This is a genomic window from Elioraea sp., from assembly GCF_022842375.1.
GTDB lineage: Bacteria > Pseudomonadota > Alphaproteobacteria > Acetobacterales > Acetobacteraceae > Elioraea_A.
The window spans coordinates 188027-213054 of record NZ_JALHPR010000003.1; the positions used below are offsets into that span (position 1 = coordinate 188027).

General features: G+C 69.7%; 37 protein-coding genes and 1 pseudogene. 20 read left to right on the forward strand and 18 right to left on the reverse strand.

Going from position 1 to position 25028, the window contains the following annotated elements:
- Positions 1–2 precede the first annotated feature (2 nt).
- The 17 genes and pseudogenes from Q0C38_RS04285 to Q0C38_RS04365 form a co-directional block, all read right to left on the reverse strand.
- Positions 3–2666 (reverse strand): cellulase family glycosylhydrolase, encoded by a 2664-nt coding sequence (locus Q0C38_RS04285; protein WP_291295823.1) that lies wholly within the window; start codon positions 2664–2666, stop codon positions 3–5.
- A 2-nt stretch (positions 2667–2668) separates the two neighbouring features.
- Positions 2669–3310 (reverse strand): head-tail connector protein, encoded by a 642-nt coding sequence (locus tag Q0C38_RS04290; RefSeq protein ID WP_291295824.1) that lies wholly within the window; start codon positions 3308–3310, stop codon positions 2669–2671.
- Positions 3311–3319: 9 nt separating this feature from the next.
- Entirely contained in the window at positions 3320–3730 is a 411-nt protein-coding gene (locus tag Q0C38_RS04295; protein ID WP_291295825.1) for a hypothetical protein, read from the reverse strand.
- A gap of 133 nt (positions 3731–3863) precedes the next feature.
- Positions 3864–5177: a phage major capsid protein gene (locus Q0C38_RS04300; protein ID WP_291295826.1), complete on the reverse strand. Its 1314-nt coding sequence runs from the start codon at positions 5175–5177 to the stop codon at positions 3864–3866.
- Between the two features lies 1 nt (position 5178).
- A complete protein-coding gene (locus Q0C38_RS04305) occupies positions 5179–5871 on the reverse strand; it encodes an HK97 family phage prohead protease (RefSeq protein WP_291295827.1) in 693 nt (230 codons plus the stop codon).
- Positions 5871–7121, reverse strand: coding sequence for a phage portal protein (locus tag Q0C38_RS04310; protein ID WP_291295828.1), 1251 nt, complete (start codon positions 7119–7121; stop codon positions 5871–5873). Before Q0C38_RS04310 ends, Q0C38_RS04305 begins: the two co-directional genes overlap by 1 nt.
- A gap of 20 nt (positions 7122–7141) precedes the next feature.
- On the reverse strand, positions 7142–8758 hold the full coding sequence (locus tag Q0C38_RS04315; RefSeq protein ID WP_291295829.1) for a terminase large subunit: 1617 nt from the start codon (positions 8756–8758) through the stop codon (positions 7142–7144).
- A gap of 3 nt (positions 8759–8761) precedes the next feature.
- Positions 8762–9280, reverse strand: a complete 519-nt coding sequence (locus Q0C38_RS04320) for a phage terminase small subunit P27 family (protein ID WP_291295830.1) — start codon at positions 9278–9280, stop codon at positions 8762–8764.
- A gap of 152 nt (positions 9281–9432) precedes the next feature.
- Positions 9433–9591, reverse strand: a complete 159-nt coding sequence (locus tag Q0C38_RS04325) for an HNH endonuclease signature motif containing protein (RefSeq protein ID WP_291295831.1) — start codon at positions 9589–9591, stop codon at positions 9433–9435.
- 201 nt (positions 9592–9792) lie between these two features.
- A complete protein-coding gene (locus Q0C38_RS04330; RefSeq protein WP_291295832.1) occupies positions 9793–10380 on the reverse strand; it encodes a hypothetical protein in 588 nt (195 codons plus the stop codon).
- A complete protein-coding gene (locus Q0C38_RS04335; RefSeq protein ID WP_291295833.1) occupies positions 10377–11249 on the reverse strand; it encodes a hypothetical protein in 873 nt (290 codons plus the stop codon). The genes Q0C38_RS04330 and Q0C38_RS04335 overlap by 4 nt, the downstream gene beginning before the upstream one ends.
- Before the next feature lie 141 nt (positions 11250–11390).
- A pseudogene (locus Q0C38_RS04340) lies at positions 11391–11624 on the reverse strand (DUF2312 domain-containing protein); the annotation flags it as partial.
- Positions 11621–12601, reverse strand: a complete 981-nt coding sequence (locus Q0C38_RS04345) for a DNA cytosine methyltransferase (RefSeq protein WP_291295834.1) — start codon at positions 12599–12601, stop codon at positions 11621–11623. The pseudogene Q0C38_RS04340 and the gene Q0C38_RS04345, both read right to left, overlap by 4 nt.
- Positions 12598–14136 (reverse strand): replicative DNA helicase, encoded by a 1539-nt coding sequence (gene dnaB / locus Q0C38_RS04350; protein WP_291295835.1) that lies wholly within the window; start codon positions 14134–14136, stop codon positions 12598–12600. Before dnaB ends, Q0C38_RS04345 begins: the two co-directional genes overlap by 4 nt.
- Positions 14133–14693: a GcrA family cell cycle regulator gene (locus Q0C38_RS04355; RefSeq protein WP_291295836.1), complete on the reverse strand. Its 561-nt coding sequence runs from the start codon at positions 14691–14693 to the stop codon at positions 14133–14135. Before Q0C38_RS04355 ends, dnaB begins: the two co-directional genes overlap by 4 nt.
- Positions 14690–15130, reverse strand: a complete 441-nt coding sequence (locus Q0C38_RS04360) for a hypothetical protein (protein ID WP_291295837.1) — start codon at positions 15128–15130, stop codon at positions 14690–14692. Before Q0C38_RS04360 ends, Q0C38_RS04355 begins: the two co-directional genes overlap by 4 nt.
- The gene (locus tag Q0C38_RS04365; protein ID WP_291295838.1) at positions 15130–15615 is read right to left on the reverse strand and encodes a hypothetical protein; all 486 of its coding nucleotides are present in this window, start codon (positions 15613–15615) and stop codon (positions 15130–15132) included. The genes Q0C38_RS04360 and Q0C38_RS04365 overlap by 1 nt, the downstream gene beginning before the upstream one ends.
- Before the next feature lie 83 nt (positions 15616–15698).
- Between Q0C38_RS04365 and Q0C38_RS04370 the strand changes: the two genes are divergently transcribed.
- Together Q0C38_RS04370 and Q0C38_RS04375 are read left to right on the forward strand one after the other, a co-directional pair.
- Positions 15699–16031 (forward strand): hypothetical protein, encoded by a 333-nt coding sequence (locus Q0C38_RS04370; protein ID WP_291295839.1) that lies wholly within the window; start codon positions 15699–15701, stop codon positions 16029–16031.
- A 21-nt stretch (positions 16032–16052) separates the two neighbouring features.
- A complete protein-coding gene (locus Q0C38_RS04375; protein WP_291295840.1) occupies positions 16053–16748 on the forward strand; it encodes a WYL domain-containing protein in 696 nt (231 codons plus the stop codon).
- Here Q0C38_RS04375 and Q0C38_RS04380 read toward each other — a convergent pair.
- The gene (locus Q0C38_RS04380) at positions 16745–16960 is read right to left on the reverse strand and encodes a hypothetical protein (RefSeq protein WP_291295841.1); all 216 of its coding nucleotides are present in this window, start codon (positions 16958–16960) and stop codon (positions 16745–16747) included. The two genes, Q0C38_RS04375 and Q0C38_RS04380, sit on opposite strands and share 4 nt — an antisense overlap.
- Before the next feature lie 88 nt (positions 16961–17048).
- Here Q0C38_RS04380 and Q0C38_RS04385 point away from each other — a divergent pair, with 88 nt between their 5' ends.
- The 18 genes from Q0C38_RS04385 (at position 17049) to Q0C38_RS04470 (ending at position 24936) form a co-directional block, all read left to right on the forward strand.
- Complete coding sequence (locus tag Q0C38_RS04385) at positions 17049–17465, forward strand: helix-turn-helix domain-containing protein (protein ID WP_291295842.1); 417 nt, start codon at positions 17049–17051, stop codon at positions 17463–17465.
- A 138-nt stretch (positions 17466–17603) separates the two neighbouring features.
- The gene (locus tag Q0C38_RS04390; RefSeq protein ID WP_291295843.1) at positions 17604–17783 is read left to right on the forward strand and encodes a hypothetical protein; all 180 of its coding nucleotides are present in this window, start codon (positions 17604–17606) and stop codon (positions 17781–17783) included.
- Positions 17780–17986 (forward strand): hypothetical protein, encoded by a 207-nt coding sequence (locus tag Q0C38_RS04395; protein WP_291295844.1) that lies wholly within the window; start codon positions 17780–17782, stop codon positions 17984–17986. The genes Q0C38_RS04390 and Q0C38_RS04395 overlap by 4 nt, the downstream gene beginning before the upstream one ends.
- The gene (locus Q0C38_RS04400) at positions 17983–18237 is read left to right on the forward strand and encodes a hypothetical protein (RefSeq protein ID WP_291295845.1); all 255 of its coding nucleotides are present in this window, start codon (positions 17983–17985) and stop codon (positions 18235–18237) included. Before Q0C38_RS04395 ends, Q0C38_RS04400 begins: the two co-directional genes overlap by 4 nt.
- Positions 18234–18371 (forward strand): hypothetical protein, encoded by a 138-nt coding sequence (locus Q0C38_RS04405; RefSeq protein WP_291295846.1) that lies wholly within the window; start codon positions 18234–18236, stop codon positions 18369–18371. Before Q0C38_RS04400 ends, Q0C38_RS04405 begins: the two co-directional genes overlap by 4 nt.
- Positions 18372–18376: 5 nt before the next feature.
- Complete coding sequence (locus Q0C38_RS04410) at positions 18377–18661, forward strand: hypothetical protein (protein ID WP_291295847.1); 285 nt, start codon at positions 18377–18379, stop codon at positions 18659–18661.
- Complete coding sequence (locus tag Q0C38_RS04415; RefSeq protein WP_291295848.1) at positions 18658–18852, forward strand: hypothetical protein; 195 nt, start codon at positions 18658–18660, stop codon at positions 18850–18852. The genes Q0C38_RS04410 and Q0C38_RS04415 overlap by 4 nt, the downstream gene beginning before the upstream one ends.
- Complete coding sequence (locus tag Q0C38_RS04420; protein ID WP_291295849.1) at positions 18849–19157, forward strand: hypothetical protein; 309 nt, start codon at positions 18849–18851, stop codon at positions 19155–19157. The genes Q0C38_RS04415 and Q0C38_RS04420 overlap by 4 nt, the downstream gene beginning before the upstream one ends.
- Positions 19154–19834, forward strand: coding sequence for a hypothetical protein (locus tag Q0C38_RS04425; RefSeq protein ID WP_291295850.1), 681 nt, complete (start codon positions 19154–19156; stop codon positions 19832–19834). The genes Q0C38_RS04420 and Q0C38_RS04425 overlap by 4 nt, the downstream gene beginning before the upstream one ends.
- The gene (locus Q0C38_RS04430) at positions 19831–20736 is read left to right on the forward strand and encodes a hypothetical protein (protein ID WP_291295851.1); all 906 of its coding nucleotides are present in this window, start codon (positions 19831–19833) and stop codon (positions 20734–20736) included. The genes Q0C38_RS04425 and Q0C38_RS04430 overlap by 4 nt, the downstream gene beginning before the upstream one ends.
- Entirely contained in the window at positions 20733–21578 is an 846-nt protein-coding gene (locus Q0C38_RS04435) for a hypothetical protein (protein WP_291295852.1), read from the forward strand. Before Q0C38_RS04430 ends, Q0C38_RS04435 begins: the two co-directional genes overlap by 4 nt.
- Complete coding sequence (locus tag Q0C38_RS04440) at positions 21575–22594, forward strand: DUF5131 family protein (protein ID WP_291295853.1); 1020 nt, start codon at positions 21575–21577, stop codon at positions 22592–22594. Before Q0C38_RS04435 ends, Q0C38_RS04440 begins: the two co-directional genes overlap by 4 nt.
- Positions 22591–23382 (forward strand): hypothetical protein, encoded by a 792-nt coding sequence (locus tag Q0C38_RS04445; RefSeq protein WP_291295854.1) that lies wholly within the window; start codon positions 22591–22593, stop codon positions 23380–23382. Before Q0C38_RS04440 ends, Q0C38_RS04445 begins: the two co-directional genes overlap by 4 nt.
- Positions 23379–23576: a hypothetical protein gene (locus Q0C38_RS04450; protein WP_291295855.1), complete on the forward strand. Its 198-nt coding sequence runs from the start codon at positions 23379–23381 to the stop codon at positions 23574–23576. Before Q0C38_RS04445 ends, Q0C38_RS04450 begins: the two co-directional genes overlap by 4 nt.
- Positions 23573–23719: a hypothetical protein gene (locus Q0C38_RS04455; RefSeq protein WP_291295856.1), complete on the forward strand. Its 147-nt coding sequence runs from the start codon at positions 23573–23575 to the stop codon at positions 23717–23719. Before Q0C38_RS04450 ends, Q0C38_RS04455 begins: the two co-directional genes overlap by 4 nt.
- A 54-nt stretch (positions 23720–23773) precedes the next feature.
- A complete protein-coding gene (locus tag Q0C38_RS04460; protein WP_291295857.1) occupies positions 23774–23953 on the forward strand; it encodes a hypothetical protein in 180 nt (59 codons plus the stop codon).
- 16 nt (positions 23954–23969) lie between these two features.
- Positions 23970–24653, forward strand: coding sequence for a hypothetical protein (locus Q0C38_RS04465; protein ID WP_291295858.1), 684 nt, complete (start codon positions 23970–23972; stop codon positions 24651–24653).
- Positions 24646–24936 (forward strand): hypothetical protein, encoded by a 291-nt coding sequence (locus tag Q0C38_RS04470; protein ID WP_291295859.1) that lies wholly within the window; start codon positions 24646–24648, stop codon positions 24934–24936. The genes Q0C38_RS04465 and Q0C38_RS04470 overlap by 8 nt, the downstream gene beginning before the upstream one ends.
- The last annotated feature ends 92 nt before the right edge of the window (positions 24937–25028 follow it).

Sequence of the window (25028 nt, forward strand, 5' to 3'; positions counted from 1 at the left end):
GCTTACCTCGTCACCCGGCGGTCGCCGGTTCGGGTTACACGCGTGTCGGCGGCGCGCGTCACGCGCACATCGGCAGGAGGCGGCGCCCCCGGGTCTGGCGGCGGCGTGGTGGCGACCACCAGGCGCTGCGGCACCAGCGTGCGGATGCGGGGCCGAGGCGCGTAGAGATGCAGGTGATCCTTCGTCAGCCCTGGATTGCCCGCGGGCACTTCGTGCGGCACGCTGATGACCGTCTGGCTGCCGCTGTACGTTGCCACGTACTTGTCTGTGGCGAAGTGCAACGTCGCCGTGTCGATGATGTTCGCGCTGAAGGTCAGCGGGATATCGACGAAGCCCAGCGCCTTGAACGTCGTGTCGACCGTGCCAACACTCGGGTACACCCAGCCGGTGCCGTTCCATGCGCGCCACAGCCCGTTGTTGTGCGTGCCGGGCGCGGCGATGAAGTCGTTCGCCGCATCGCCGAGCCGGACGCGGGCGCGGATGACCTGCGCGGCGCTTCGCCATGCCGTGACGAGGCGAGGCGCATCGTCAGCCAGGCCCCAGCGATGCAGCATGGCGAGCGCGAGCTCGCGCCCCATGCCCTGGAGCACGCCGATCGGGTAGTGAATGCCGTCGCTGCTCGATGTGCGCGTATCGCCCAGCACGAGGCCGGCGCGATGACAGGCGGCGTAGAACCCGGGAATGGCGGTCTCGCTCGCGTCAGCCTGGTCGCCGGTCAGGATCAGGGTGCGCCTGATCTTGTTCGCGCTGTCGCTGTCGGTGTTCCAGCGGTTGCCGGGCACCATCACCCACACCTCACGATCGCGCGCGGGATACGCCGCATCGAACTGCGCGAGCGCCGCCTCGACAATCCGCCGATGACGCAGGATGAAGCTGTCCGTCGAGAGGTTCACCGCCTCCCTTGACCACTCCTGCACGGCACAGAAGATCAGGAAGATGCACTTGGCAGTCGGGTTGCTGCCTGCGGCGGAAAGCCATGACGTGATCGCTGATTGACCCGCTGCGGTAATGGCGGTGTCGGTCGCCCAGTGGCTGATTCCGGTGCCGGCCTGCACGGTTCGGGCAAAGGTGATCGGCAGGGCGGGGATGGCCGCCTGCAGCTCCTGCGCCCACACGCTTCGGCCGTCGACCGTGCGCAGATCGACCGGCAGCGCATCGGGCCCGCGCGAACCATCCTCGTGGGTCGCGGCGTTGTTGCCGTCGAACATGGCGAGATGCGACGGGCCGATGGCGCGGACGACGAGCGCGGTCGGCGCGTCGCCCGGCGGCTCCGGCTCGGGCGGCGGCGCTGACGCCAGCACGGGGCCGACGACAGCACTCGTCGCCGTTGCCACGCCCGCGCTGTTCGTGAGCGTTTCCTCGAGCTGCCAGTACTGGCCGAGGTCGGCGCTGACGCCGAGATAGGTCGGGCCCGTCGCGCCCGCGATCGGGGAGAACGCGCCGCTCATCGACGCGCCGCGCAGCCAGCGATACGCGCGGGTGATCGGCTCCGTGCCGCGCGCGATCGCGGCCTCGGCGCTGACCGTGCCGCCGACCTGGACGGTGCCGGCGATCTCGGGCGGGCTGACAAAGCTCGGCGGCTCGGCCGGGAAGAACGCGGTGTTCAGTGCGGGGCGCCAGTCGCTCGTCACCGTGCTCGCGGGATCGTTGATGCGGCGGGCCGCGCCGGTGGTCCATGCCCACATCAGGGTCGCGACGCCACCGCCGATGTCGGCGATCTGCTGCGGCGTCAGCAGGAAGGGCAGGTTCGTCGCCAGCGCCTCGCGGAACGTGAGAAGCTCGGTGATGCGCAGCGGGTTGTCGACCGCGTAGCCCTCCGTCGTGCCTGCGGCGTTGGCGATGTCGATTTCGCCGAAGAACACCGGCACGGTGTAGCCGTGGATCTGGCTCAGGCGCCGGATCTGGTTGGCGACGAAGAACGGCTTGCCGTACCAGGTCGCGCTGCCGTCGCGCGTCGTGTCATAATCATGGATGTCGACGGCGACGCGGCGGATGCCGGCGGGGAGAACGAGGTTCGCGACATCCCAGATCCGCCCGCTGTCGCGGCCCGAAATGGCGATCCAGTGATCGGGCGCGCCGGCGCGGATCGCGGTGATCGCTTCAGCCGCCAGCGCGTTCACCTGCGCCTGGCTGTATGCGCCAGCACTCTCGTTCCATGGCTGGATCACTACCTCGTCCGGCGTGTAGTTCGCCGCGATCCAGGCGGAAAACGCGGTCCAGTACGCCTGGCGCACCGCGGGCGCCATCAAATGCGGGTCCTGCGTTCCGGGGCTGCCGGGGATGATGCAGTAGAGCACCGTCATGCCGGCGGCGAGGAAGTGATCGATCGAGGTGCGCAGCCGCCCGAAATTGCCGTTGGCATCGGGGTTGGCCGGGAACAGCACGTTCAGGTCGGCGCCGTGCCCGAGGTCGTTGGTGCTGGCGGGGAACACCCGCACCGAGTGCGCGTGGCGCGCCATGTTCTCGGCGACGCCGAGCGGCACGCCGATGCCGCTGCTGTTGCCGATGAGATAGTTGCGCTCTGGGTTGATGCCGAAGTCGCCGCCCAGCGGCCAGGGCACGTCGGCGACCGACGCGCGCCCGAAGCCGTCATGCACGCCGCCGCGCAGCGATCGGCGGGCGCCGGGAAAGCGGGCAGGCTGGCGGCGTGGGAGACGAAGAACCATCGTCACGCGCTCCAGAACAGCAGGTAGGGCGACAGCAGGCGGTCAACGGCCGGGCTCAACTGGATCGCCTGGCCCTGCATCGATGCCTCGCGCGACTCGTACAGCTCACCCAGCAGCAGCAGGATCGCGGCCTTCAGCGCAGCCGGCACATCGGCCGCGGCGCCATAGCCGGCGGTGAAGCGGATGCGGAACGAGCCGCGGGCGGCACGCGCCGCGGGCCAGGCGGCGCCGTAGGCAAGCGCGAGCGTGCCGCGCGGGGCGGTGTCACCGGCCGGCGCCTGCACGACATAGCTCGTCGGGCTCATCGTCTGTGCGACGCCGGCGGCGTCGTCATAGGTGACCGAGAGCACCGCGAGCAGCGGCGCCTTCGGGATGGTCAGCGCCGCGATCGGCGCGGTCACGCCGAGCGGGTCGAGCAGCTCGACCGGCAGGCGAACGCGGTTCGACGTCGGCGCGCCATCGAGCTGCCATTCCCAGGTCTGCGTCAGCAGCGCGCGGCCGGTATGCGCCTCGACCGTCTGGCGGGCCGAGGCGAGCTGCGCGCCGATCAGCACGTCGTCCGACGTGTGATCGACGCGCAGATGCGCCTTCGCGTCGATGAGGGAGACAGGCTCTCCCACCGGGGCGACGAGACGGGTGAGCACGATGTGTGCTCAGACCGGCGGGTTGGCGCGCGGCAGCATCTCGGCATGGCCGAGGATCGCGACGGCCGCGAGCACGGCAGCGCTGGCGTTGCCGACCGGCGTGATGGTCATCCGCACATAGCGGCGCGCACCGCGGTAGCCGATCTTGCGCACCTCGTCGTCATCGTTGAAGACGAAGGCGGCGAGCGCCTCGGTGCCGATCAGGTCGTCATCGGGCACCGGCACGCCGCCCGACATGTTCGACGCGTCGCTGTGCTCGACCAGGACCGTGAAGGTCACATCGGCATCGGCGATGCTGCCGGTGGCGATGACGAAGGTCAGGCTGCCGTAGCCCTGGCGGTCGATGATCTGGCTCACCTGGTCCGTGTTGTCGGCCACGCTCACGGGGCTGATCGCCCGCGCGACGTGGATGTTGCTCATCAGATCACGCATCGCGTGAACTCCCTCTCTGCATGCGAAGGGGGCGAGGCCTCGCGGCCCCGCCCCCCGTTATCGGCAAGAGGGGCGGGGGCGTGCGGCGCCCCCCCGGGTGCACTCACTCAGCCGTCAGCGATCAGCTGCCGAAGCGAACGAACTTCAGCGCCTCGAACTGCACCACGGCCCCGCCGACGCGGCGGAAGACGTGGAACTTCACGAAACCGGGCTGGGTGATCTCGTCGCGGATGACGCGGAGGCCGAGGCGATCGACCACCTGGTAGGCAACGCCGAAGTTGCCGAACGCCATCGAGAGCGAGCCCGCCGCAAGTGCCGGCATGTCCTCGGCCTTCACCACCGGGAAGCCCAGCAGCGTCGGCGGCTGGCCCTGCGCCAGGCCGGGCTGCCAGAGGTAGGCGTTGGTGGTCGCCTCCTTCATCTTGCGGATCAGCGAGATGACGGAGCGGCGGGTTACCCAGGTGCAGCCGTCGCGGTAGCCGTCCTTCATGGCCTCGACCACGACGATCAGCACGTCAGCCGGGTTCGATGCGCCGAAAGCGCCGCTCGCCGTCGTGTTGATGTGCTCGAGCGTGCCCCAGGCGCGGGAACCGTCGGCGGTCGCGGCCGTCGGGTAGGTGGTGAAGCCGCGCGGGCGGGCGATGCCGTTGCCGGCGACGAAGGACTGGCCCTCGGCGCGGGCGAAGCGCTCCGCCGCCTTGCCTTCCAGCCAGGCGCCGACATCGACGACGGCGTCGTCAAGCAGCTTCCGCGTGGTGCGCGGGTAGGCGTACATCTCTTCCGCCTGGATGCGGTACTTACCCAGGTTCGGCGTGGTGGTTTCGGCGCGCGCCTCGGTCTCGCCGACCCAGGCGAAGCCCGCCTCGTCATAGTCGGCCAGGCCCTCGAGCGCGTCGGCGCTGATCGCCTGCACCGCGGAGATGGCGCGGATGGGCGAGAGGTCGAACACGCGGGTGATGATGCGGCCGGTCATGTCGGCCGGCACCAGGTACCCGCCGTCGGGATCCGCGCCGACGCTCATCGCCTTGCGCTCGCCGTCGAAGAAGGCGTCGCGGCCCTTGCGGAGGAACGTGTCGAGGCCCGCCTTGTAGGCGCGCAGCCCATCATGGTCGAGGGCGGCGAAAGCGCGCTTCTGCTCGGCCGCCTGGGCGCCCAGCATGGCGTTGAAGGTCTTCAGCTCGGCCGCGGCCTTGTCCTCGCCGCCGGCGCCGCCGAGGCCCATGCGGTTGAGGCGCTTCTCGAGCTCGTCGGCCCGCTTGGCCTCCGCCTCGATCTGGGCCTTCTGGTCCTCGAGACGATCCATCGTCTCGTCGAGCTTCCGCAGCTTCTCCTCCAGCACGACATCGTGCTTTTTCAGCGCGACGTCGTTGGACTTCTTGAACTCCTCGAACGCGCGGCCCAGGCCGTCGACGATCTCGGTCATTTCGGGGGGCATGTCAGATGCTCCGTGTGATTGTTGCGACAAGGCGCTGCAGCGCATCCGCAGCACCGTCATCGCCCGCGTCATCGGCATCGCGCAGATGGAGGGCATCGAAGCCAGCGGCGACGATCGCCTTGGCTTCGGTTCGGGAGAACCCGGCGTCGCGCAGGGCCCTCTCGGCATGGGTGATGGTCAACCCCGACGCGCTCTTCACCTGGCCGACGCGGGCACGCGTGTTGGCCGGGAACGTGACGAGGGAGACCTCGAACAGGTCGATCTTCTTGAGGCTGCGGCGCGGCTCCTCGGGGCGGGAGCGGGGCGACCATTCCTTCGCGATGTAGCCGATCGAAAGCCCGTCGATCGCGGGCCGCGGCGTCATCTTCATCAGCGCATAGGCCTCGCGGCCGCGCGGCGTGTCGGCGAGCTTGCCTTCGACCTTGAGGCCCACGCCGTCCTCGCCCATCTCGGTCCAGATCCCGATCGGCGTCATGTCATCGGCGCTCACGCCCATGCCACCGTGCTGGAGCAGCATCGCGGGCCAACGGCCGGACGATTTCGCCTGCGCCAGCGTGTCGGCGAAGGCGCCGGGCTGGATGACATCGCCATAGGCGTCGACGTTGCCGAACACGGCGCCGTAGCCGGCGAAGGACATGTCGGCCTCGACCTCGGCGAACTTCAGCTCGGTGAGGCCGACCGCGGTGCGCTGCATCACTCATCCTCCTCGCGCGAAGGCGCGGTGGGTTCGTCGGGCTGGTCCTGCACGCCATCGGCGCGCGCCATGTTGAGCGGGCTGCGGAGAACGTCGCCGCCCGGCAGCGGGTTCAGCTCCTCGCGGCCGCGAACCTCGTTCGCGGTCATCCAGCCGTCGTTGAGCGCCGCGCCGTAGAACGACGCGCGATCGGCCGCGGCACCGCGCAGCAGGCCGGCGTCGATGAACTTGGTGTAGAGCTCGGGCTCACGCTCGGCGTCGAGCAGCGTCATGTCGGCCGACTGCTCGATCGCGGTGTACCAGGGGCCCAGCGTGTGAACGACGTGGTGCAGGAAGAACTGCTCGGCCGAGGCATAGGTCGCGGTCTTGTCGGGCGCGCCGACCAGCATCGGGGCGACGCGGAACAGGCGGCAGATCTCCTCGATCTGGAAGCGGCGGCCCTCGAGCAGCTGCGCCTCGACGGAGGTTTGCGCCAGCTTCTCGAAACGAAGCCCGCCGAACAGCACGGCGACCGAGCCGGCACGGCGTGCGCCGCCATAGTCTGCCTGCCAGGCGGCGCGAAGATCCTTCACCTGCGCGTCGGTCAGCCCCTTCTCGGTGGTCAGCAGGCCGGAGATGGCGGCACCGCGCGCGAAGGTGTTCGCGCTGTGGCGCTCCATCGCCATGTTGAGGCCGAGCGCCTCGCGCGCCTGGCGGATCGCATCGAGGCCGGCGACGCCATCCCAGGACAGGCCGCGCAGGTGCCAGATGGCATCGGGCGGCAGTTCGATCTGTGCATCGCCGGCGGAACGGACGAGGTAGCGCGGCGGCTCCATTCCGTTGCCGGGCTCGATCGTCACCCGCTCCGGCTTGATCGGGACAAGCTCGACAATGCGACGATTCCGGCCGGCACCGGCGCGGTTGACGAAGACGAAGGCGTTGCCGGTGAGCGCGCGGTGCAGAACCAGCGTCGCGCGGAAGTCGAATGAGCTTTGCCAGCCGTTCGGCGCGGTGTGCAGCAGGCGGTACAGCGGGTGGTCACGCGCCTCCTCGCGCGTGCCGCTCGGCCCGCGGCGGTAGAGCTTCCACGGCACCTGGGCGACGCCCTCGGCGAGCACGCGCACGCAGGCGAGCACTGTGACGATGCGCAGCGCGCTTTCGCGCGTGACAGCCTCGCCCGACGCGGTCTCGACGCCGCCCATGAGGATGCGGACGACATCGGGATCGGACGTGATCGATTTCCGCCCCAGGAGGCGATCGAGCAGCCGCATCACGCCTCCTTCAGGGCCGATCAGGTGAGCGAGATCAGGCCGACATGGCCGGCCGACGCGTCATGCGCAGAGGCCAGGCCGAGGCCCATGATCGCGGCGACGATGCCGTCGATCCGCCCCGTGCTCTTGTCCTTCGCCGGCTTGATGTTCTCGGCCGGGTCCGTCATCGAGGCGACGTTCGCTGCCATCCAGCGCAGCACCGGACAGTCGCCATGCCGGAGCGCGCGGCCGAGGACGAGCTTCTCCAGCAGTTTCGACGGCGACGACATCGACGCGAAGCCCTGGCCGAAGGCCTTGACCGCCACGCCGTCACCCATCAGCCAGGTCGACATCTGCGTCGCATTCCATCGGTCGATCGCCAGCTCGCGGATGTCGAAGCGTTCGACCAACGCGCGGCCGTCACCGGGCAGCGACGCCGACTGCCCGAGGCCGACGATGCCGGTGATCTCGGCGCGGATCAGCTCATAGTCGATGACGTTGCCAGGCGTCAGCGTGACGAGGCCGCGGCGGGCCCAGTCACGATAGGGCACATGGTCGCGACGCTCGGCCCGCTCGACCGTTTCCTCGGGCATCCAGTACCGCATCAGCAGGTCATAGCCGCCGGCATCGTCGGGGAAGACGAGGGCGAGCGCGCTGATGTCGGTCGTGCTCGAGAGGTCGAGGCCGGCGAAGCAGGGGCGGCCGTCGAGATCCTCGCGGCGGGCAGCGGCGGCGTCCCAGTCCTCCATCGGCAGCCAGCGGACGGACTGTTCCGTCGGGATGTTCAGGTGCAGGCGCTTGAAGGCGTTCTCGTAGCGCGGCAGCTGCTTGGCCTTCGCCGCTTCCTTGGCCAGGTACTCGGCCGGGATGGTCACGCCGAGATTCGGGTTCGCCTTCGCCCAGGTGGAGGGGGAGGCGATGTCGTCATCCTGGTCGGCGGCGAAGATCAGGGGCAGCAGCTCATAGTCGTCGACCCGGCCGTCACGCACGGCGATCGCGTGCTCGCGCGTTTCCCACCAGATGGAGTGCCGGTCGATGCCGGCGGTGGTGGTGATGATCTCCAGCGGCTGCGTGCGGTTGCCCATCGAGGTGTGCATGACCTCGAACAGCAGGCGGTCGCGCATCGCGTGGAACTCGTCATAGATCACGCAGTGAGCGTTCAGGCCGTCCTTGTTGCCGGCGTCGGCCGAGAGGACCTTCCATGAGCTCGCGGTCTTCGGCACGACGAGGGCGCGCTTGAAGGCCTGGCTGCGGTCACGCAGCTGCGGGGCGCGGGAGCGCATCCGCACGGCCTCGTTGAAGCAGATCGCGGCCTGGTCAGTGTCGGTCGCGACCGAGTAGACCTCGGCGGCGGCCTCGCCATCGCAGAACAGGGTGTAGAGACCGATGCCGGCGGCGAGCTGCGTCTTGCCGTTCTTGCGGGCGACCTCGAGGTAGACCAGGCGGAAGCGGCGGGTGCCGTCAGCCCGCTTGCAGCCGAAGATGGCGCGAACCGCGCTGATCTGCCAGGGCTGCAGCGCGAACGGGTGGCCGACGAAGCGGCCTTTGGTGTGCCGCAGGTACATCGGGAAGAAGGCGGCGGCGAGGTCGGCGGCGCGGTCGTCGAACCAGTCGCCCTCGCGGGACGTCGAGGCGGCCCAGGCACAAGCGTCCAGCATTCGTCAAGCCAGGTTGAAGTCAGCGTCGGAGAAGGTCGCGAGGTTCGGGACGGGCGAGGCGGCGGGCTGGTCAGGGGCAGGGATGCCCGGGAGCATCGGCTGGTCGGCCGCGCCCTGCTGGACGCGGGAGCGAGAGGAGGGTGTCGCGCCGAACTCGGCGGCGTATTGGCGCATCAGGCGCTCGCACTCGGCGGCGATCTGGACCTCGGGGCGCTTGCGGATGAGCCCGTTGCCGGTCTCGTAGGTCAGGCCCTTCTTCGCGACGACGCGCTTGGCGGCGCACCAGCGGGCCCAGGCTTCGCAGTAGGCCTCGAATGCCATCCGGTCGATCGTGGTCAGCAGGCCGAGCTGGTCGAAGGTCTTGGCGAGCTCGCGCCACTTCGCGGCGGCGGCTGCGGAGAGATGCGGCGCGGGGTCGAGGGGGCCGCGGGGGGGCTTGGGCTCGCGCTTGTTCAGGGCGCGCTTTCCGGGGTTGCCGGCGAGCTGTTTGAGCGCCGTCGGCTTCGGCTTGCGCCCCGGCATTGGTGATCCCTACTCCATTGCGCGGAAAACATTTTTTCCATTTCGCGGCCACGCAGAACGACTTTGGGCGCGGTCCCGGCGGGTATGAGGCCAGAGATTGACACCCCCCCCACCCCTGCGCCCGACGCACTGCTTCGGGCGCATGCGGCGCGTCAGCCTATGCGCCTGCCGAATGACTGATCGCGGGCCGTCCTGGCCGAATGGCACGAGTGGCACAGCGGCCTCAAGTTCGACCGCGCGTTGTTCCTCGCATCACCATCGATGTGGTCGACATCGCGCGCCGGCGCGACCCGCCCAGCCTCACAGCACATGCGGCACAGTGGCTCTTCAGCCAGAACCGCGAGCCGAAGCCTGCGCCACGCCGCATCGTATCCACGCGATGCAGCCGACCCGCGTTCCCGATCCTTCTCGGCTCGCGACGGTGATCCTGCTGGTCGGAATGTCGGGGGGCGATGTGGCACTACAGGCGCACGTATCGCTGCGGTCGCTTGTCAACCACTTTGCTTACGACGTCAAGCACAATCCACCTCGGGCGGGATCGGATGCCACAGCGTGAGCCGTGCTGCCAGGTGCAGCGCCAACGTCACCAGCCGCAGCCCACTCACCCACCGCGCATGCTCAGCCTCGACAGCCGCGATGTACGCGAGGCTTGGCCCCCACGTGATCGGGCAGTGCCCATAGTTCCGACCCTTGTCGTTGACCTCATGCACCACCAGCGGCTTGCCCCGGATGTTCAACTGCGGCACAGCACGAGGCAGCACCTCTGCAGGCGGCCGTGTCGCTGCCTTGGCGTGCTGGATCAGCAGGGCCGACAGCCTGATCCCCTGCTGCCTGTCATCGAGCGACGACACGACGTGATGGATCACCTCGGCATCCGGGTGGCAATCCGTCGCTGCCATCCCGCCACCATCGACGCGCACGCCAAGCTCTGCGATCGCCGCTACCCGCGCATCGCTTGCCCGCGCACATGGCTCGACGCCCATCATCTCGCGTTCCTGGAGATGCAACCCGATTCCCCTGTCGATCACCACATCCGCCCGCTGCCGGCGATAGGTCCATTCCAGCAGGCTCGCGATCTGGATCGGCCGCTTCACGCTCATGCCGCCCTCGCTTCGCCGCGCCCCTGCGCCCTTGCCGAGGCCAGCGAGGCCGACATCACCGGCCCCGGCCCGTAGCCGTGGTAGGCATCCATCGCCGCGCGCCAGGCCGGATAGTCCGGGTGCGACATCCACGCCGGTTCAGCCTTCGGCGGCACCGGCACAAGCGCTGACGCCGCGTCCTTCATCGCCTCGGTAAAGTAGCCGAGGCTCCGCGGCGCGGTGTACGTGCTCCGCCCCGCCACGCGCTGAACCGTGGCGAGGATCGTCTCGGCATCGAGCCCCATCGCCAGCCAGCCCGACACGGCGCGGAAATCGCCCATCCACTTCGCGTCATCGATCAGGGCGGCATCGAGCACGGCACGGCCGAGCTGCATCAGCGTCGTGGCTTCCTCGCGCGGCTTGCTTGCTTGCTTGTTGCTTAGCTCTTCAGAAGAAGAAGCAGCAGCAGTCGCCCGCGAGAGGGTTCCGGTTTCGGTTCCCGTGGGTTTCCCGCCCGCGATCGGCAGCATGATCTCACCCTGCCGCCTGGCGCGCGCATCCTCCGGCCTCTCACCCTTGCGCGGGCGCCCGCCGAGGCCGCCATTTGCGCGGGCAGCCGCCGATTTCCGCCCTGCCTCCCGCAGCGGCGGGCACGCCAGCACGTCGCCCTCGCGGACGAGCACGCCACGCGCGACGAGGGTTTCGACGTGGGTTTCCAGTTCGGTTTCGTTGATGGCAACCGCGATGGAAACCTCCTTGAGGTTTCGGATCGCGGAACCGAACGCGAGAAACCCATCGGAACCCATCACGGCGGCAAGGCGCATGAGGCGAACGAACACGTGGCACGCCGCCGGCCCGGCGAGCATCAGCCGCGGATCGGTCTCGGTCATGTGCAGCAGGCGGTCAGCGAGGCAGCGGCGGGGCATGATCGCGCTCCGTTTGGTTCCGTGGGTTTCTCAGTGAGCGGAGGCAGGCGCGCGACGCTTGCTCGCGGTCGCGACCGCCGCCTCGCCGAGTGGCGTGTCGCCGAGCATGCCGAGCGCGCGGCGGTACAGATCGCGCAGCGCCTCCGCCTCGCGCAGCTCGTCCTGGTCGCGCTTCCGATCCGCGACGGTCCCGCGCAGCACCTTGGTATCGAACCCGGCCGACTTCGCCTCGGCGTAGATGTCTTTGATGTCGCCAGCGAGCGCCTTGCGCTCTTCCTCGAGCCGCTCGATCCGCTCGACGAGCGAACGCAGCCGATCGGCCGCGATTTCGTTGCTCATATGATCGTTTCCCTGTTGACTGCTTCGTTGCACAACGCCAGGCTGCCGCCATGACACATCGCATCATCCCCGCCGACGCTGTCGGCTACATCGCCCGCCGCAACGACCGGCCCGAGCGCCTCGCGCTGTTCCGGCCCGATGGCACCCTTTCGAACAGCTTCAGCAGCAACGAAGGGCTCGACGCCATCCGCGCCGCGCTCGCCGCGCAGGGGCTGGCCGTCGACGCTGCCGGCATCGTCCGCACGGCGTAGCGCCTCGAGCCGCAGGATCGTGCGGCCGATCATCGCTACAACGGCAGGGACGACTGCGTTGCCGAGACACCGCAGGCGGTCCACCCGATAGGGAATCCCTGCAACCACTCGACCCACATCGGGTTCAGTTGTCCACCAGCCCACTCTGACAGCGTCGGCCCCGCGGTGCGGCCTCGCTCCTCCTGTGTCGCTTGAGCGCCCGACTTCCAGTCGCGCGCTGTCGGCGTCGGACAGCCGGCAGGCAAGGAACCACACACGCTGGCGCGGATGCGGCGCGGCGGCATGCGCAGCACCCACCACGAGCGGCCAGCAGGCGTAGCCGCTCGCTTCCAGGTCAGCGAGCACCGCGTCAGCCGCGATGCCTCGGATGCCAGGAACGTTCTCACCAAGCACCCATCGGGGTCTGAGCTCGGCGACCAGCCTTGCGAATTCCGGCCAGAGATGGCGCTCATCGTTCTCTCCCATTTGCGGACCGGCCACGCTGTAGGGCTGGCACGGGAACCCGCCACAGATCAGGTCAGGCGCCGGCACGCCCCGCGCCGCCAGCGCCCGCGCCGACAGCCTCGTCACATCCGAAAACACCGGCACGCCGGGCCACCAATGCCGCAGCACGGCGCTCGCGTAGGGGTCGCGCTCGCAGAACGCCACCGTCTCCATCCCGCACGCCTCAAGGCCGAGCGAGAAGCCACCAACGCCGCTGAAGAGGTCAAGCACGCGCAGGCTCACGCGCCCATCCTCCTCTGCGGCCCGAGCGCGTGCGGGATCGCATCGCTGTAGCCGCCGTGTTCGCTCTCGTCGGTGAACCAGGTCAGCGCATCGGCGAAGCGCAGCCGGCACGGGCCGATGCGCCCGCCGCGCTGCTTGGCGATGATCACCTCGGCCCGCCCCTGCTCGCGCAGCACGGCCTCGTGCCACTGCCGCTCGCGCTCCTCGAACTGCTCGCTTTTCTCCTTGCCCGTGCGCACCGGGCGCGAGCGGGCGAGGTAATAGTGTTCTCTGTGCAGGAACAGAACGACGTCGGCCTCCTGCTCGATCTCGCCGCTGTCGCGGAGGTCGCTCATCCCCGGCCGCTTGTCCTCCCGCGCCTCGACGCCGCGGTTGAGCTGCGACAGCAGCAGCACGGGGATGCCGAGCGCCTTGGCCGTCGCCTTCATGTCGCGCGCGATCTCGCTGACCTCGTGCACGCGGCTGTGCATCCGCCGCGTCTCGTCGGTCGCCTGCACCTTGCCCAAGTAATCGACGACCAGGAGGTCAACCCCGCCCTTGCGCATCGCGCGCCTGGCGGCGGTGCGGATCGCCGCCACGCTGGCGGTCGGCGCGTCATCGATCATCAGCGGCAGCTTCGCGATCTCGGCCTGCGCATCGACCAGCCGCCGCGCCTCGCCCTGCGTCAGCGCGCGGAACCCGTCGCCATCGCCGCGCCCATCCTCGGCCGGCATCCGCCCGCGCACCATCACCTGCGAATCGAACCCAGCGACCGCCGCCACCAGCCGCCCGGCGAGCTCGACCGCCGGCATCTCGATCGAGATGAACAGCACGCGATGTCCCGCCGCCGCCGCACGCGCCGCACAGCCGACGGCGATCGCCGTCTTGCCCATGCTCGGACGCCCGGCGAGCACGATCAGCTGCCCCTTGCGCCACCCCGCAGTCATCCGATCCAGCGCGGCGTAGCCGGTGGTGACACCCACCAGCCCGTCACCACGCCGCGCCGCCTCCTCCGCCGCGCCGATCGCGTCCGACACCGCATCGCCGATCGGCAGCAGCGGCCGCGCCGCACCACCCTGCGAGCCGAGCGCGAATAGCACCTCCTCAGCCTTCTCGATCTGCGCCGCGGCGGCCACGCCCTCCGGGTCGTGCGCGGCGTTGACCACCTGCTCGCCGAGGTCGACGAGCTGCCGCCGCACCCAGCAATCGCGGATGACGGCGGCGTACTCGCCGACGTTGACGATGCCCACCATCGCCGCGACGAGCTGCGCCAGGTACGCCGCCCCGCCGACCTCCTCGAGCGCGCCGGCGTTGTCATACTCGGCCTTCAGCGTGACGGCAGAGACGGGCCGGCCCTGGTCGATCAGCCGCGCGATGTCGCGATAGATCCGCCCGTGCACCGCGTCGGCGAAGTGTTCCGGCTTCAGGATGTCCGACACGCGATCGAACGCCCGGTTGCTGGCGAGCAGCGCGCCGAGCAGCGCCTGCTCCGCCTCCAGGTTCGCCGGCGGCACGCGCAACCCGAGGCCCGCGAGCGGATCGGTGCGGTTGCTCACGCCGCCACCTCGTCACGCAGCGGGCGGCGGGTGTAGGCGATGGCGTGGTGCGACGGGCAGTAGCTGCCCTGCGCGCCGACAGGCAGCGGCGGGTCGCAGAATCGGAACCCTGCCTCCTTCGGATGCCCGATCGGCCAGGCGCAGCATCGCCCGGGCCCGCCGGAAAAAGCCGCCCGCGACGGGAAGGGCCTGGGGAGGCTTTCCGTCGCGGGCGCAGGTGGCGCGGCGCCGGGGGAGGCCGCCGCGCGTGGAACATCCGGGAGAGACGTCGATGATGACGTCAGACACTGCACGGCGATGGTCTGCCGTGCCTCAGGCGCGAGGGTGCGCGCCGGAGCTGGTCGCGACCGCGGGGGTCGCGTGGGAAGGTTGCCGCGCGGCATCGGCGAGCGCTTGACGGGGTTGCGGATCGGGTTCTGCAGGCCGGCGCGGTTCCAGATGCCGATGATCTGGTTCTTCGTCTTGCCCAGACGGTCGCCGACTTGCTTGAACGTGAGGCCCTGCATGCGCAGCGCCTTGATCTCCGCGAGCAGCGGATGCTCGCCCTTGCCGCTCACGCCTGGTCTCCCGCCAGGGCGGCGAGCACGGCGTCGCACTCGTCGCGGGTGGCAACGGCGCGTGTTGCGATGCCGATGCGTTCGACCTCTGTCAGCGAACCATCGGCGATCGCCGCACCAACCTCGACTGCGACCTGCCCGCCCGCCTGCATCAGCCGACCCGCCGCGGTGACGACCGAGGCCGGCGCGACATCGCCCTGCCCTACCGCCTCGAGGCGCCAGCCGGCCGCGCGCGCCATCGCCTCGGTGATGCGGGGCCGCGGTGCCACGGCTTCGAGCGCGAGCACCTGGTCGAGGCTCGGCAGGTCGTTCGGCTTGGCGTGGTTCTGCCAGTCGCTCACCCGCGACACGGCCCGCCCGACAACCGAGGCCGCCGCCTCGACCCCGCCGATCTCGCGGATCAGCACGCGCAGCGCCGTCTTGATCGCGGCGGGCATCACTCGCACCCCCGCCCGACGCGTGAGCCCGTCTTATCGGTGAACTCCCGCCAGTGCCGCCAGCCCTGCGGGCACCAGAAGCCCCACTCGCGCACCCGCGGCCCAGTGATGAACAGCGTCCACACCGGCAGCTCGAAACCCTCGTCGAGCAGCAGTTCGACGCGATGCGCAGCCGTGGCCCCGCGCGCGATCACCGCGCCGCACCGCCGCCACGGCGCCGAGCCGTCAGCCAGGTGCTCGCGGTATCCAGGCCCGTGGAGGATGACGGAGATCGACCACCACGGATGGTCATGCAGCGCGCGGTCATCGTCGCTGCGGCGGAAGTGGTGGAAGTACACGTTGAACCACCGGTTCCGCGGGATCACCCACCAGCGCAGCAGGTACGGGTTCTCCTCACCCCCGATGACGAAATCCGCCACGCGCCGCGCGGCCATTGCGTTCAGCCGGCGCAGCAGCGCCCGCCGCAGCCAGTCGGGGATCCTCATATCATCGTCCCTACGAAACGGTTTCGGATGACGGCACGAACGCCGTTCGCCATGATCGGCGCATCGGAACCGGGGAGAATCTGATGCGACCACTCATTGCCGCCCTCACCCTCGCCCTCGCCGCATGCACGGCGGCCGACCCGCACACCGCCGCGGCACTGCGCGAACGCGGCCAGCTGGCCGTCACGCCCGGCGAGCGCCCTGGCACGTACCGCGCGACGCTCAAGGGCGTGTGGGATCACACCGGCATCTGGGACATGCGCCGGCCGGAGGACCGGATCGCGGTGCTGCGCAACGCCACCGGCTGCCAGCGCCTGCGCATCGACGAGGAGCGCCAGCGCCGCCTTCCGCCCGAGCTGATCGACAGCGCCCCGGTGCAGTTCGAGATCTGGGCCACGTGCCCGGCGGAGGGCTGAGCGATGAACGAATGGCTTCTGATGAGCGCGATGGTCGTCGTCATCGTTGGAGCTTGGCTCGCATTCCGCCCGCGGGCGGAGGAGCCGCACGCACCACCCGCCGACAGCCCGCACCATCGCATCGCGCAGCAGCCGGTCGCCCCACCGCCGAAGACCTTCACCGAGCTCGCGGTCGAGCTGCTCGACGCCATGGCACCGGAGGACATCGCCGAACTCGCCGACGTTGCCGACGCCGCGCTGGACTTCGGCGAGCCAAGCATCACGATTCACGCAGTGCAGCCTGATGGCAGCAAGAAAGCGCTCGTTCTTCCCGCTGCGTTTCTCGAAGACTTGCTGGACCAGATCGTCGTCCGCCGCCCCGACCTTCAGGCCATGATCGATGCGCCGCGAGAGCGGCCGCATCGGAAGCGCTCTGCACGCTCGCTTCCCCCGGCGCTGGCCAGCGGCCTCACGCATCGCGTCGCGATGCACTATCGTGACGCGAACGGAGCGGAGACTGACCGCCGCGTCACCGTCCGCAACGTGCTCGGCCGCGACGGCGCGGCGACACACATCAATGGGCGCTGCCACGACCGCCGTGCATCCCGCAGCTTTCGCCTCGACCGAATCGCGGAACTGCAGGACGAAGAGACGGGCGAGGTTCTGGCTACGACCGCTGCCATCGAAGCGTGGGCCACCGATCTGGTGGCAGCACGTAGCGGCACCGCCCATGGCTAGGCCGCCCCCGCGGGGGCGAGCGTGAGCCCGCCGGAACGCGGCGGCGCCCAATTGACGCCGGCCGCCTTGCAAGCTTCCCAGAAGGGCACCTGGAACTCGGCCGGAACGCTGTCGCGCGAGCCCCAGGCCCAGACCTGCTTGACGTTGGCGCGGACCCGCTCCGCCACAACGGAGGGACCCCCAAGCCGATCGATTGCCGTGCGCACGTCCATGGACCGTAGCATTCTACGTTCCATAGAACTTTGCAAGCACCACGATAAACGGGGGGCGCTTCCAGCGCTCCAGGCACAACGTCTGCCCATGAGCGGACGCGAATATCCTGCCTACAACAAGGCCGTCGGGCGCAGGCTACGCGCGCTCCGCACGTTCTACGGGAAGTCGGTCGAGTTCCTGGCTGAGTACCTCGGGGTGTCCGACAAGACTGTCTACGGCTACGAGAGCGGCCAGAACCTCATCGGCGGCGAGGAGGCGGGCAAGCTCGCCGAGCTCTACGAAGTGTCGCTGGACTACATCTACCGCGGCATCGTCGCCAACCTGCCGGACGATCTGATCCTGCACGACCAGCGCGTTCAATCGCCGCCACCTGCTCCGCGCATTGCGCGCAAGCGCGCGCTGGCGGAAGACGTGGCCCACCCACCGGCTCCACGGGCCAGGCGCTACACGCTGCATGACGAGGCGCCGATTCCGACCCGGATCGTGCCATCAAAGGGTCACTGATTTTCTACGGGTCGTAGATTTCTGTTGCGTCTGTTCCACGATTTGTAGAAGCTAGCCCCCGCCGGCATCCCGCCGGCCATGGGGGCACCGATGCCAGACACCACCTCATCCCAGCCGCCACCGCAGCCCGAGCTTCGCGTGACGATCATCGTCCCGCTGCCCGCTGATCCGTTTGATCAAGCCGAGGTGCTGGAGAAGCTCCGCCCGGTCATCGATCGGGCGCAGCACGATCTGGACGACAACGTCGACACGCCGATCACCGTCGACCGCCGCATCGTCCGCCCGAAGCCGGCGAAGCCGGCCGGCGGTGCGGCATGACCCGCGCCCTCACACTCGCCGGCGAGATCGTCGACGCTGCCGGCCTCGCGCTCATCGTCGCCGCCGTGCTGCTGCTCGCCGGCTGCGGCGTCGCCACGACCGAGCCTGACTGCCTCCGCGAGCACCCGACATGCATCGTCGTCGAGAGCCTCGACGGCGGCGCCGGCAGCGAGAGCGGCGGCGGCGAGTGGGGTGCGCCATGAGCCCCATCGTCGCACAGCTTCCGCTGCCGCCAGCGCTCGACAGCCTGGTGTGCAGCCTGAAGGCGAGCCACCGGAGCGGCGTGCTCAGCGAGGACGATCTCAAGCTGATCGTTGACCAGCTGCACCAGGCCCGCTGGTACGCGCGCGTGACCGGCGGCCGTCACGCGACGATCGCCGAGGTCGACCTCTCCGTCGCGACCGAGCGCCTCGCCAACGCGCTCACCCCGCAGACCGAACGGGTGCCGGCATGAGGCGCGAGCGTGACCGCGCCCCCCGCGCGCGGCTCACCAGCCGCGGCGAGCGGATCTGCGCGGCCATCGTCTACGCGATCGGCGCTGCGTTGCTGCTGCTGCTCGCGGTCGCCGCCGTGTCGAACCCAGGATGATGCCAATGACCATGCACCCCGACACCTGGCCGCCCCGCCGCGCCGGCCTGCACCGGCTCGACGACGGTGACCTTCCGCCGATCGCGCACCCCGAGCGCCCAGCGGCGAGCATCGCGGCCGCCCCGCGCAGCCGCAGCGCGGTGTGGCGGACGCTGGCGCGCGACTTCGCCGCCAACGCCGCGCTGGGCTTCGCCACCATGATGGTCGCCCTCGTCGTCGGCATCATCGCCACCCTCGCGGTGATGGTGGCGATCGACGTTGTCGGCTGGGTGACGGGAGGGCCGCGATGAGCGCGCTGTTCTTCGGGCTTGGCGGGACAATCATCGCGCTGGTCGTGATTGCTCTGCTGCTGACCTTAGCTGCCTTGCTCTGCGGCTTTCCGCGCGACAAGGCCAAGGAGGGCATGGTCGCTTCGCTCGGGATGCTTTTGTTTGGCGTCTCGCTGCTGATCGGCGGCTGGGTTGCGCAGGTGCTGTCATGACCGCCGCCATCATCCCCATGCCCGGCCTCGCCTCGCGCGCGATGCGCGTGCAGGCGGCGCACGAGTCGGCGATCGCTGAGGCGCGGCAGCGACAGGCCCACCCCGTTGCGCATCGTTTTACCTCCGGCTCATACTGGCGTGACCTGAAGCGCGGCGGCGTCGTCATCGCGCACGGCGTCACCGTCGGAATTGGTGACCGTGCGATCTGGGTCACCGTCAGCCGCCCCGGCGCGCCGCTCGGCCAGGATGCCATCCGCATGCCGTGCGAGCTGGCGCCGCTGTACAGCGACGAGGTGCACGCATGACGGCACTGGCGCCAACGCCCGAGCTAGCGTCGCTCCCAGCAGCGACGCGCGACGCACGGATCATGATGCTGTGCGACGACGCCATCCAGCGCCTGGGCGACGCGCGCGACGTGGAAGAGGTCATGGGCCTGCGCAACGCGGCCGAGGCGTTCAGCCTCTACACGCGCAAGATGAAGGCCGCCGTCGAGGCGCAGAACCAGTGCCAGCTTGTGGTGCTGCTGGCCGAGGCGCGCATCGGCGCGGAGCTGAAGGCCGCGCAGGAGCGGGGCGAGGTGGCGACGCAGCAAGCGGGCCGCCCAGTAAGTGTCCGAGCCGCGGACACTTCTCCGGCCACCCTTCCCGACATCGGCATTCCGCGCCAGCGCGCGGCCGAGATGAAGAAGCTTGCCGCCATGGGCGAGCCGCGCATTCGCGCCGAAGTCGCCGCCGCCACGCGCGAGCGTCGCGCGCCGTCGCGCCGCCGCATCCTCGACGCCATTCCCTCGATCGCACGGAGGCCACCCGAATGCACACAGTTCACCCTCTGGCTTCGCACGGGCGCAAACCTGGTGCCGACGCTCGGCAGCGCCACGGCGTTCCGCGCGCTGCTGGCGGAACACCGGATGCACCTCCCACCCCAGGAGGTCGCGATGGTGTCGGCCTTCCTCAGCGCCCTCGCGACGGAGGCCGCGCCATGAGGATCGAAGCGATCCTAAAACAGCGTGTTTCAAGCACACCGTGGAACGCCGTGGTGACGATCACGCCGGAGCAGGCCAAGGCAATTCTTGAGCACCAGCCCACCCAGCGCCCAATCAACCAGAAGGCCGTCGACGGGTACGTCGCCGAGATGCGCGCCGGGCGGTGGCAGGTCACGCACCAGGGGCTGGCATGCGACGAGAAGGGCCTGCTTTTCGATGGTCAGCACCGCCTCTGGGCGTGCTTTTTGAGCGGCGTTCCCCTTGTCACTGCAGTGTTCTTCAATCAACCGCGTGTTCAGTTTGACGTGATCGACACAGGCGCGCCTCGCACCATCGCGCAGCTATCCGTCATGAAAGGGCACTTCTCGGATGGCGCCGACGCGAACAGCGGCACGGCGGCTCTGCGGTTTCTCTGGGCTTACGATCTCGGAAAGAATCCCACGCTCGCCTATAAGACGCCCGGTTTCTCCGCCGGCGTCGCCGATGATGTTCTGAGCGCGCATCCCGGCATCAGCGCAGCACTGGACAACGTCGGCCGGGCACGGCTGCGTCGGTTCAGCTTGCCGCGCGGTGCATCGGTGGCGCTGTTCACGATGTTCACTGAAGCGGACGAAGCCGTCGCCTCGGAGTTCATGCACGAGATCGCGACGGGTCAGCGCCTGACGGATGGCGATCCAGCGCTGACGCTGCGCAACAGCGGCATGCAGGAGGGCGCGCGAAAGAAACCATCCGCACGCGACATGATCTATCGACTTGCGCGCGCGTGGAACGCTCGCGTCGAGAGACGCGCGCTGAAGCGGCTCTACGGCGCAGTGTCGCCAGCCGGTGAGCGCGGGCGGTCTGATGGCATAGACTTTTTCCCGGAGATCATCGGCTATCGGCGGCCAGGGCAGCGCGCATGAGCCGCCTCCGCTGGCAGGCCGAGCATTCCGCCGTCCCGCTCGACGATCCCGATCCGCGTGACCGCGTGCGGATCCGGGGCCGCGTCGTGCTGATGCCGCGCGCGTGGCGCCGCTGCGCCGGCCACTACCGCGACGGCTGGAAGGTTGCCGGCACTGCGGCGGAGAAGAAGCGGGCGGTGACGCTGATCGTCATCGACAGCAGCGACGGCTCCATCAGCGAGTTTGAGAACGTCGTTGGGGCGGTGGAGAACGGCCAGCCCGCCGGCAAGGCGTTGCACGACAAATGGGAGCAGGAGCGCGCCGAGAACCAGAAGCGACGCGAGGCGCAGATGCTCGACTCCGCCAAGGTCAGGGCCGACATCGAGGCGCGCAACCCGGCCGAGCTTTTCCTCCTGCTGTCGACCATGCCAGCCTGCGCGACGCGCGAGATTGTTCGGTACATCGCGCGCGAAATCGAGCCGATGCCGGAATGGGGCCGCGAGACGACGGCGCACAGCCCAGCGGTGATGCTGCTGCGCCGCCTCCTCGGCGTCGAGCTCCCGGCGTGGCTGGTGATCGACACCAACCTCGAGAACGACGACGAGGACGACACCGCCGCGCGGGCGCATCTCGCCGCGCTCGAGGCCGGCACATACTCGACGGCCCATCGGCGTCGCGCCGCAGCTTTGGCCGAGGCGCTCGACCTGCCGAGCACGGTTGAGGGGCGCGACGACTCAAGTGTTGCCGAGCCGGAACCACTGCCCGTCGCGACGACTGCCTGCACCATGCGCAGCAAGCCCCTGCCCCACGAGCGCTGCCACTACCTCGAGTGCCCGCAGAAGCACGCATCGGTGGCAGCATGAGCGACGGCACCGGCATCGAGTGGACTGACGCGACGTGGAACCCCGTGCGCGGCTGCACCCGCGTGTCGGAGGGCTGCCGCCACTGCTACGCCGAGACGCTCGCCGCCCGCTTCTCCGGCCCCGGCCAGCCCTACGAGGGCCTGGCCGGACGCGTCACCCACCCCGACGGCACAAGCGAGGCGCGGTGGACGGGCCGGGTTCGCTCCGTCAAGGAGCTGATGGGCGAGCCGACAAGGTGGAAGAAGCCGCGCAGGATCTTCGTCAACTCGATGTCCGACCTGTTCCACGAGGCCGTTGACGAGGCCATCATCGACAGTGTGTTCGCGGTGATGGGGCTGGCGCCGCAGCACACGTTCCAGATCCTGACGAAGCGCCCGGAGCGCATGGTCCGGTACTTCAAGAGCCGCCCTGCCGACCATGGGCCGTGGCGGCTCGCGAACGTGTGGTTGGGCGTCAGCGTCGAGGACCAGGCGACGGCCGATGCTCGCATCCCGCCGCTGCTGCAGACGCCAGCGGCGAAGCGGTTCATCAGCGCGGAGCCACTGCTGGGGCCTGTTGATCTGGATCGCATTGCCGCTCCGCAGCACACTCCGGAAGATAGCGGATGGGCGTTCGATTGTCTTGCCACCGGCGACACATATCGTCTGTTCGAGGAGGACGGTCGCTACAGCAACAGCGGCGACGGCCCTTATCGCGATCACCGCCTCGACTGGGTGATCGTCGGCGGCGAGAGCGGCCCAGGCGCGCGGCCGATGCACCCGGACTGGGCCCGGAGCCTGCGCGACCAGTGCGCGGCCGCCGGCGTGCCGTTCTTCTTCAAGCAATGGGGCGCGTGGGCGCACGAGGATCAACATCTGCCGAACGGCCGCCTCGTGCTGGACGACTTCACCGGCGGCGGCAGTGACGGTCAGGGCGGGCTGCATTGGTGGCCTGACGGATCGTGGTCGGTGCACCTGCGCAAGTCGCAGACCGGCGCCCTCCTCGACGGCCGCGAGCACAAGGAGTTCCCGACATGAGCGGCCTCATCACCCTCCGCGCCCGCGCCGAAGCCCTGCGCTGGGCCGCCGACCAGGTCGAGGACTGCGACCCCGTCGACGCCGCAGGTTTCCTGCGGGGCCTTGCTGGTGCGACCGAGGCAGCGCTGGCGATCGTCAGCCCCGACTATGGCGAGGAGCCGCCACCCGCCGAGGCCGAGCAGGCCGAGGAGCCGGAGGAGCCCGACGCCGACGAGCCGCTCGCGGAAGAGCTCGCCGCGTTGACCGAGAGTGAACCATCAAGCATTGCTTGTGAGTTGCCGCGCGCGGCACCCGCTGCCCCGCCGCGCGCGTTCGCCATCAACGCGCCTGCCGAGCCGCCCCGCCGTTTCGCGCGCTGGACCGAAGATCAGATCGAGGAGCTCCGCCGCGCAGTCCGCACGCTGCCGAAGGCCGAGGCTGTGCGGCTGATCGCCGATCGGTACGGGTTCACCACGCAGCGCGTCTACGACAAGATCAAGGACGACCCCACCCTGCGCGGCCCCGCCCGCGCGGTGCGGCTGACCAGCCCGGTCGAGCGCCAGCTGGCGGAGGAGGCCGCGAGCGCCGAGGTGGCCGACGCTGACATCGGCACCATCCGCGCCTGGCTGGCCGCGAACGGTGGCGGCCCGGTGCCCGATGGCCTGACGCTCGAGCTGATCGCGGCGCAAGCGAACGAGCTGCGCCTCCGCCTCGGCCTGCCCGCCTTCCGGCTGGTGCGCCACCCGATCGGCGCCATTCCCCAGCCCGAGCTTGCCCGCATGGCCAAGGCCGGCGAGGTGGCGGCATGAGCGAGCGCAGCGAGAGGACCGGCTACGCCAGCGGCCTCGATCACGTGGTGGCGCGGTTCATCGAGAGCGCGACCTACGCAGCGAAGGAGGTCAAGCCGCGCGATCGTTGGGTTCTGCTGATGCTGTTCGCCGAGGCGCACGAGCGCGCCGGCGCCGCCATCAAGGCGCTCGCGCAGAAGGAAGCGGGCAGATGACAACCCTCGCCCTCTGGCTGGTCACGGCCCTCTACCTCGCGCAAGCGATCATCGAGGCAGCGCGCGGCAACGCCCCGGCGGCGATGATCCTCGCCGGCTACATCATCGCCAACACAGGCCTGATCTGGAGCCTCCGCCCATGACAACCACGGATCGTTCCGCTATGAGCGCGGCTCATTTGAGCGCGGAGGCGACTGGTGGTCGTCCTGTTCTTCCTGGTGTGGACGACGGCCGCCGGCGAGGTTCGCGAGATCGGCCCGTTCCGCTCGCTTGCCGCCTGCGAGGAAGCGATCGCGCACGCCCGCGCCGCGCCACAGAGCCGCGCCTGGCGCCTGCCTCGCAACGCGCGCTGCGTGGAGCGCCTCGCGCCAGGCTGACCGTCGCGAGGGCGGCATGAGTGAGCGCCCGATCATCTTCAGCGCGCCGATGGTCCGCGCAATTCTCAAGAACCGGAAGACGCAGACGCGGCGGATCGTCAAGCCGAGCCGGAAGCAGATCGCGGAGTGGGGCGCCGACCTTTCCGTCTGCACAGCCGCGCGCGTGAGCGGTCGTGGCGACGGCGGCGACGACACATGGCTTGCATTCGATCACCCGAAAGGCGGCCCCTACACGGCGGTTCGATCTCCGTTCGGCAAAGGCGACACGCTCTGGGTGCGCGAGGCGTGGGCGCATCTGCCGCGCTCGGCTTATGCGCTGCCGAAGACGGTTGATCCTGCCGACGGTGACATGGCCGCCTACTACCGCTGCGATTTCGACCGCAGCGGCAAGCCCCGCTGGCGCCCTTCCATCCACATGCCCCGCTGGGCGTCGCGCATCACCCTCCGCGTCACCGCCGTGCGCGTCGAGCGGCTGCACGACATCAGCGAGGACGATGCGCGGGCGGAGGGTGTTACGCCAAGCGAGGAGCCGCCAACCGCTGCTGCGCTTATGACGGCGGTCGGGCGCGGCGTCGTGTTCAGGCCGCACGTCAGTGCATTCGCCAATCTATGGAACAGCCTTCACGGCCCCGTGGCCTGGGACGCAAACCCGTGGGTTGTCGCGGTCGATTTTAAGCGCATCGAGGCGCCCGATGCCTGACAGCCTGACCACCGAGCAGAGAATCTACCTCTTCCACGCGCCCTACACGGCCGTCGCGCTCATCGCGCACGCGGCGCTGTTCTACGTGGCCACCACGCTCGGCACTGGGGACTATGCCTGGCCGCTGCGCCTCCCGGCGCTTGCACCGGAAACACGCGGCGGGCTGGCGATTCTCTATGCGACGACAGCGCCGGTCGCTGCCGCCATCGCCTGCTTCACTGCATCGCAGGCCGCCGACGACATTGAGCGCGCCGCGCGCGAGGAGCGCCGCCGCGATGCCTGACACCCCGCCCCCCTTCACGCCGGTGACCCTCGGCGATCGCTGGCGGTGCAGCCCCGGCTTCGTCCGCTCCCTCTGCCGCCAGGGCCGCCTGC

What these genes read in the sequence shown, in the direction of transcription:
- Q0C38_RS04285 (WP_291295823.1), bottom strand. Translation starts at nt 2,666, where the DNA reads ATGGTTCTTCGTCTCCCACGCCGCCAGCCTGCCCGCTTTCCCGGCGCC.
- Q0C38_RS04295 (WP_291295825.1), bottom strand. Translation starts at nt 3,730, where the DNA reads ATGAGCAACATCCACGTCGCGCGGGCGATCAGCCCCGTGAGCGTGGCC.
- Q0C38_RS04300 (WP_291295826.1), bottom strand. Translation starts at nt 5,177, where the DNA reads ATGCCCCCCGAAATGACCGAGATCGTCGACGGCCTGGGCCGCGCGTTC.
- Q0C38_RS04305 (WP_291295827.1), bottom strand. Translation starts at nt 5,871, where the DNA reads ATGCAGCGCACCGCGGTCGGCCTCACCGAGCTGAAGTTCGCCGAGGTC.
- Q0C38_RS04310 (WP_291295828.1), bottom strand. Translation starts at nt 7,121, where the DNA reads ATGCGGCTGCTCGATCGCCTCCTGGGGCGGAAATCGATCACGTCCGAT.
- Q0C38_RS04315 (WP_291295829.1), bottom strand. Translation starts at nt 8,758, where the DNA reads ATGCTGGACGCTTGTGCCTGGGCCGCCTCGACGTCCCGCGAGGGCGAC.
- Q0C38_RS04320 (WP_291295830.1), bottom strand. Translation starts at nt 9,280, where the DNA reads ATGCCGGGGCGCAAGCCGAAGCCGACGGCGCTCAAACAGCTCGCCGGC.
- Q0C38_RS04325 (WP_291295831.1), bottom strand. Translation starts at nt 9,591, where the DNA reads ATGTGCTGTGAGGCTGGGCGGGTCGCGCCGGCGCGCGATGTCGACCAC.
- Q0C38_RS04330 (WP_291295832.1), bottom strand. Translation starts at nt 10,380, where the DNA reads ATGAGCGTGAAGCGGCCGATCCAGATCGCGAGCCTGCTGGAATGGACC.
- Q0C38_RS04335 (WP_291295833.1), bottom strand. Translation starts at nt 11,249, where the DNA reads ATGACCGAGACCGATCCGCGGCTGATGCTCGCCGGGCCGGCGGCGTGC.
- Q0C38_RS04360 (WP_291295837.1), bottom strand. Translation starts at nt 15,130, where the DNA reads ATGCCCGCCGCGATCAAGACGGCGCTGCGCGTGCTGATCCGCGAGATC.
- Q0C38_RS04365 (WP_291295838.1), bottom strand. Translation starts at nt 15,615, where the DNA reads ATGAGGATCCCCGACTGGCTGCGGCGGGCGCTGCTGCGCCGGCTGAAC.
- Q0C38_RS04370 (WP_291295839.1), top strand. Translation starts at nt 15,699, where the DNA reads ATGCGACCACTCATTGCCGCCCTCACCCTCGCCCTCGCCGCATGCACG.
- Q0C38_RS04375 (WP_291295840.1), top strand. Translation starts at nt 16,053, where the DNA reads ATGAGCGCGATGGTCGTCGTCATCGTTGGAGCTTGGCTCGCATTCCGC.
- Q0C38_RS04380 (WP_291295841.1), bottom strand. Translation starts at nt 16,960, where the DNA reads ATGGACGTGCGCACGGCAATCGATCGGCTTGGGGGTCCCTCCGTTGTG.
- Q0C38_RS04385 (WP_291295842.1), top strand. Translation starts at nt 17,049, where the DNA reads ATGAGCGGACGCGAATATCCTGCCTACAACAAGGCCGTCGGGCGCAGG.
- Q0C38_RS04395 (WP_291295844.1), top strand. Translation starts at nt 17,780, where the DNA reads ATGACCCGCGCCCTCACACTCGCCGGCGAGATCGTCGACGCTGCCGGC.
- Q0C38_RS04400 (WP_291295845.1), top strand. Translation starts at nt 17,983, where the DNA reads ATGAGCCCCATCGTCGCACAGCTTCCGCTGCCGCCAGCGCTCGACAGC.
- Q0C38_RS04405 (WP_291295846.1), top strand. Translation starts at nt 18,234, where the DNA reads ATGAGGCGCGAGCGTGACCGCGCCCCCCGCGCGCGGCTCACCAGCCGC.
- Q0C38_RS04410 (WP_291295847.1), top strand. Translation starts at nt 18,377, where the DNA reads ATGACCATGCACCCCGACACCTGGCCGCCCCGCCGCGCCGGCCTGCAC.
- Q0C38_RS04415 (WP_291295848.1), top strand. Translation starts at nt 18,658, where the DNA reads ATGAGCGCGCTGTTCTTCGGGCTTGGCGGGACAATCATCGCGCTGGTC.
- Q0C38_RS04420 (WP_291295849.1), top strand. Translation starts at nt 18,849, where the DNA reads ATGACCGCCGCCATCATCCCCATGCCCGGCCTCGCCTCGCGCGCGATG.
- Q0C38_RS04425 (WP_291295850.1), top strand. Translation starts at nt 19,154, where the DNA reads ATGACGGCACTGGCGCCAACGCCCGAGCTAGCGTCGCTCCCAGCAGCG.
- Q0C38_RS04430 (WP_291295851.1), top strand. Translation starts at nt 19,831, where the DNA reads ATGAGGATCGAAGCGATCCTAAAACAGCGTGTTTCAAGCACACCGTGG.
- Q0C38_RS04435 (WP_291295852.1), top strand. Translation starts at nt 20,733, where the DNA reads ATGAGCCGCCTCCGCTGGCAGGCCGAGCATTCCGCCGTCCCGCTCGAC.
- Q0C38_RS04440 (WP_291295853.1), top strand. Translation starts at nt 21,575, where the DNA reads ATGAGCGACGGCACCGGCATCGAGTGGACTGACGCGACGTGGAACCCC.
- Q0C38_RS04445 (WP_291295854.1), top strand. Translation starts at nt 22,591, where the DNA reads ATGAGCGGCCTCATCACCCTCCGCGCCCGCGCCGAAGCCCTGCGCTGG.
- Q0C38_RS04450 (WP_291295855.1), top strand. Translation starts at nt 23,379, where the DNA reads ATGAGCGAGCGCAGCGAGAGGACCGGCTACGCCAGCGGCCTCGATCAC.
- Q0C38_RS04455 (WP_291295856.1), top strand. Translation starts at nt 23,573, where the DNA reads ATGACAACCCTCGCCCTCTGGCTGGTCACGGCCCTCTACCTCGCGCAA.
- Q0C38_RS04465 (WP_291295858.1), top strand. Translation starts at nt 23,970, where the DNA reads ATGAGTGAGCGCCCGATCATCTTCAGCGCGCCGATGGTCCGCGCAATT.
- Q0C38_RS04470 (WP_291295859.1), top strand. Translation starts at nt 24,646, where the DNA reads ATGCCTGACAGCCTGACCACCGAGCAGAGAATCTACCTCTTCCACGCG.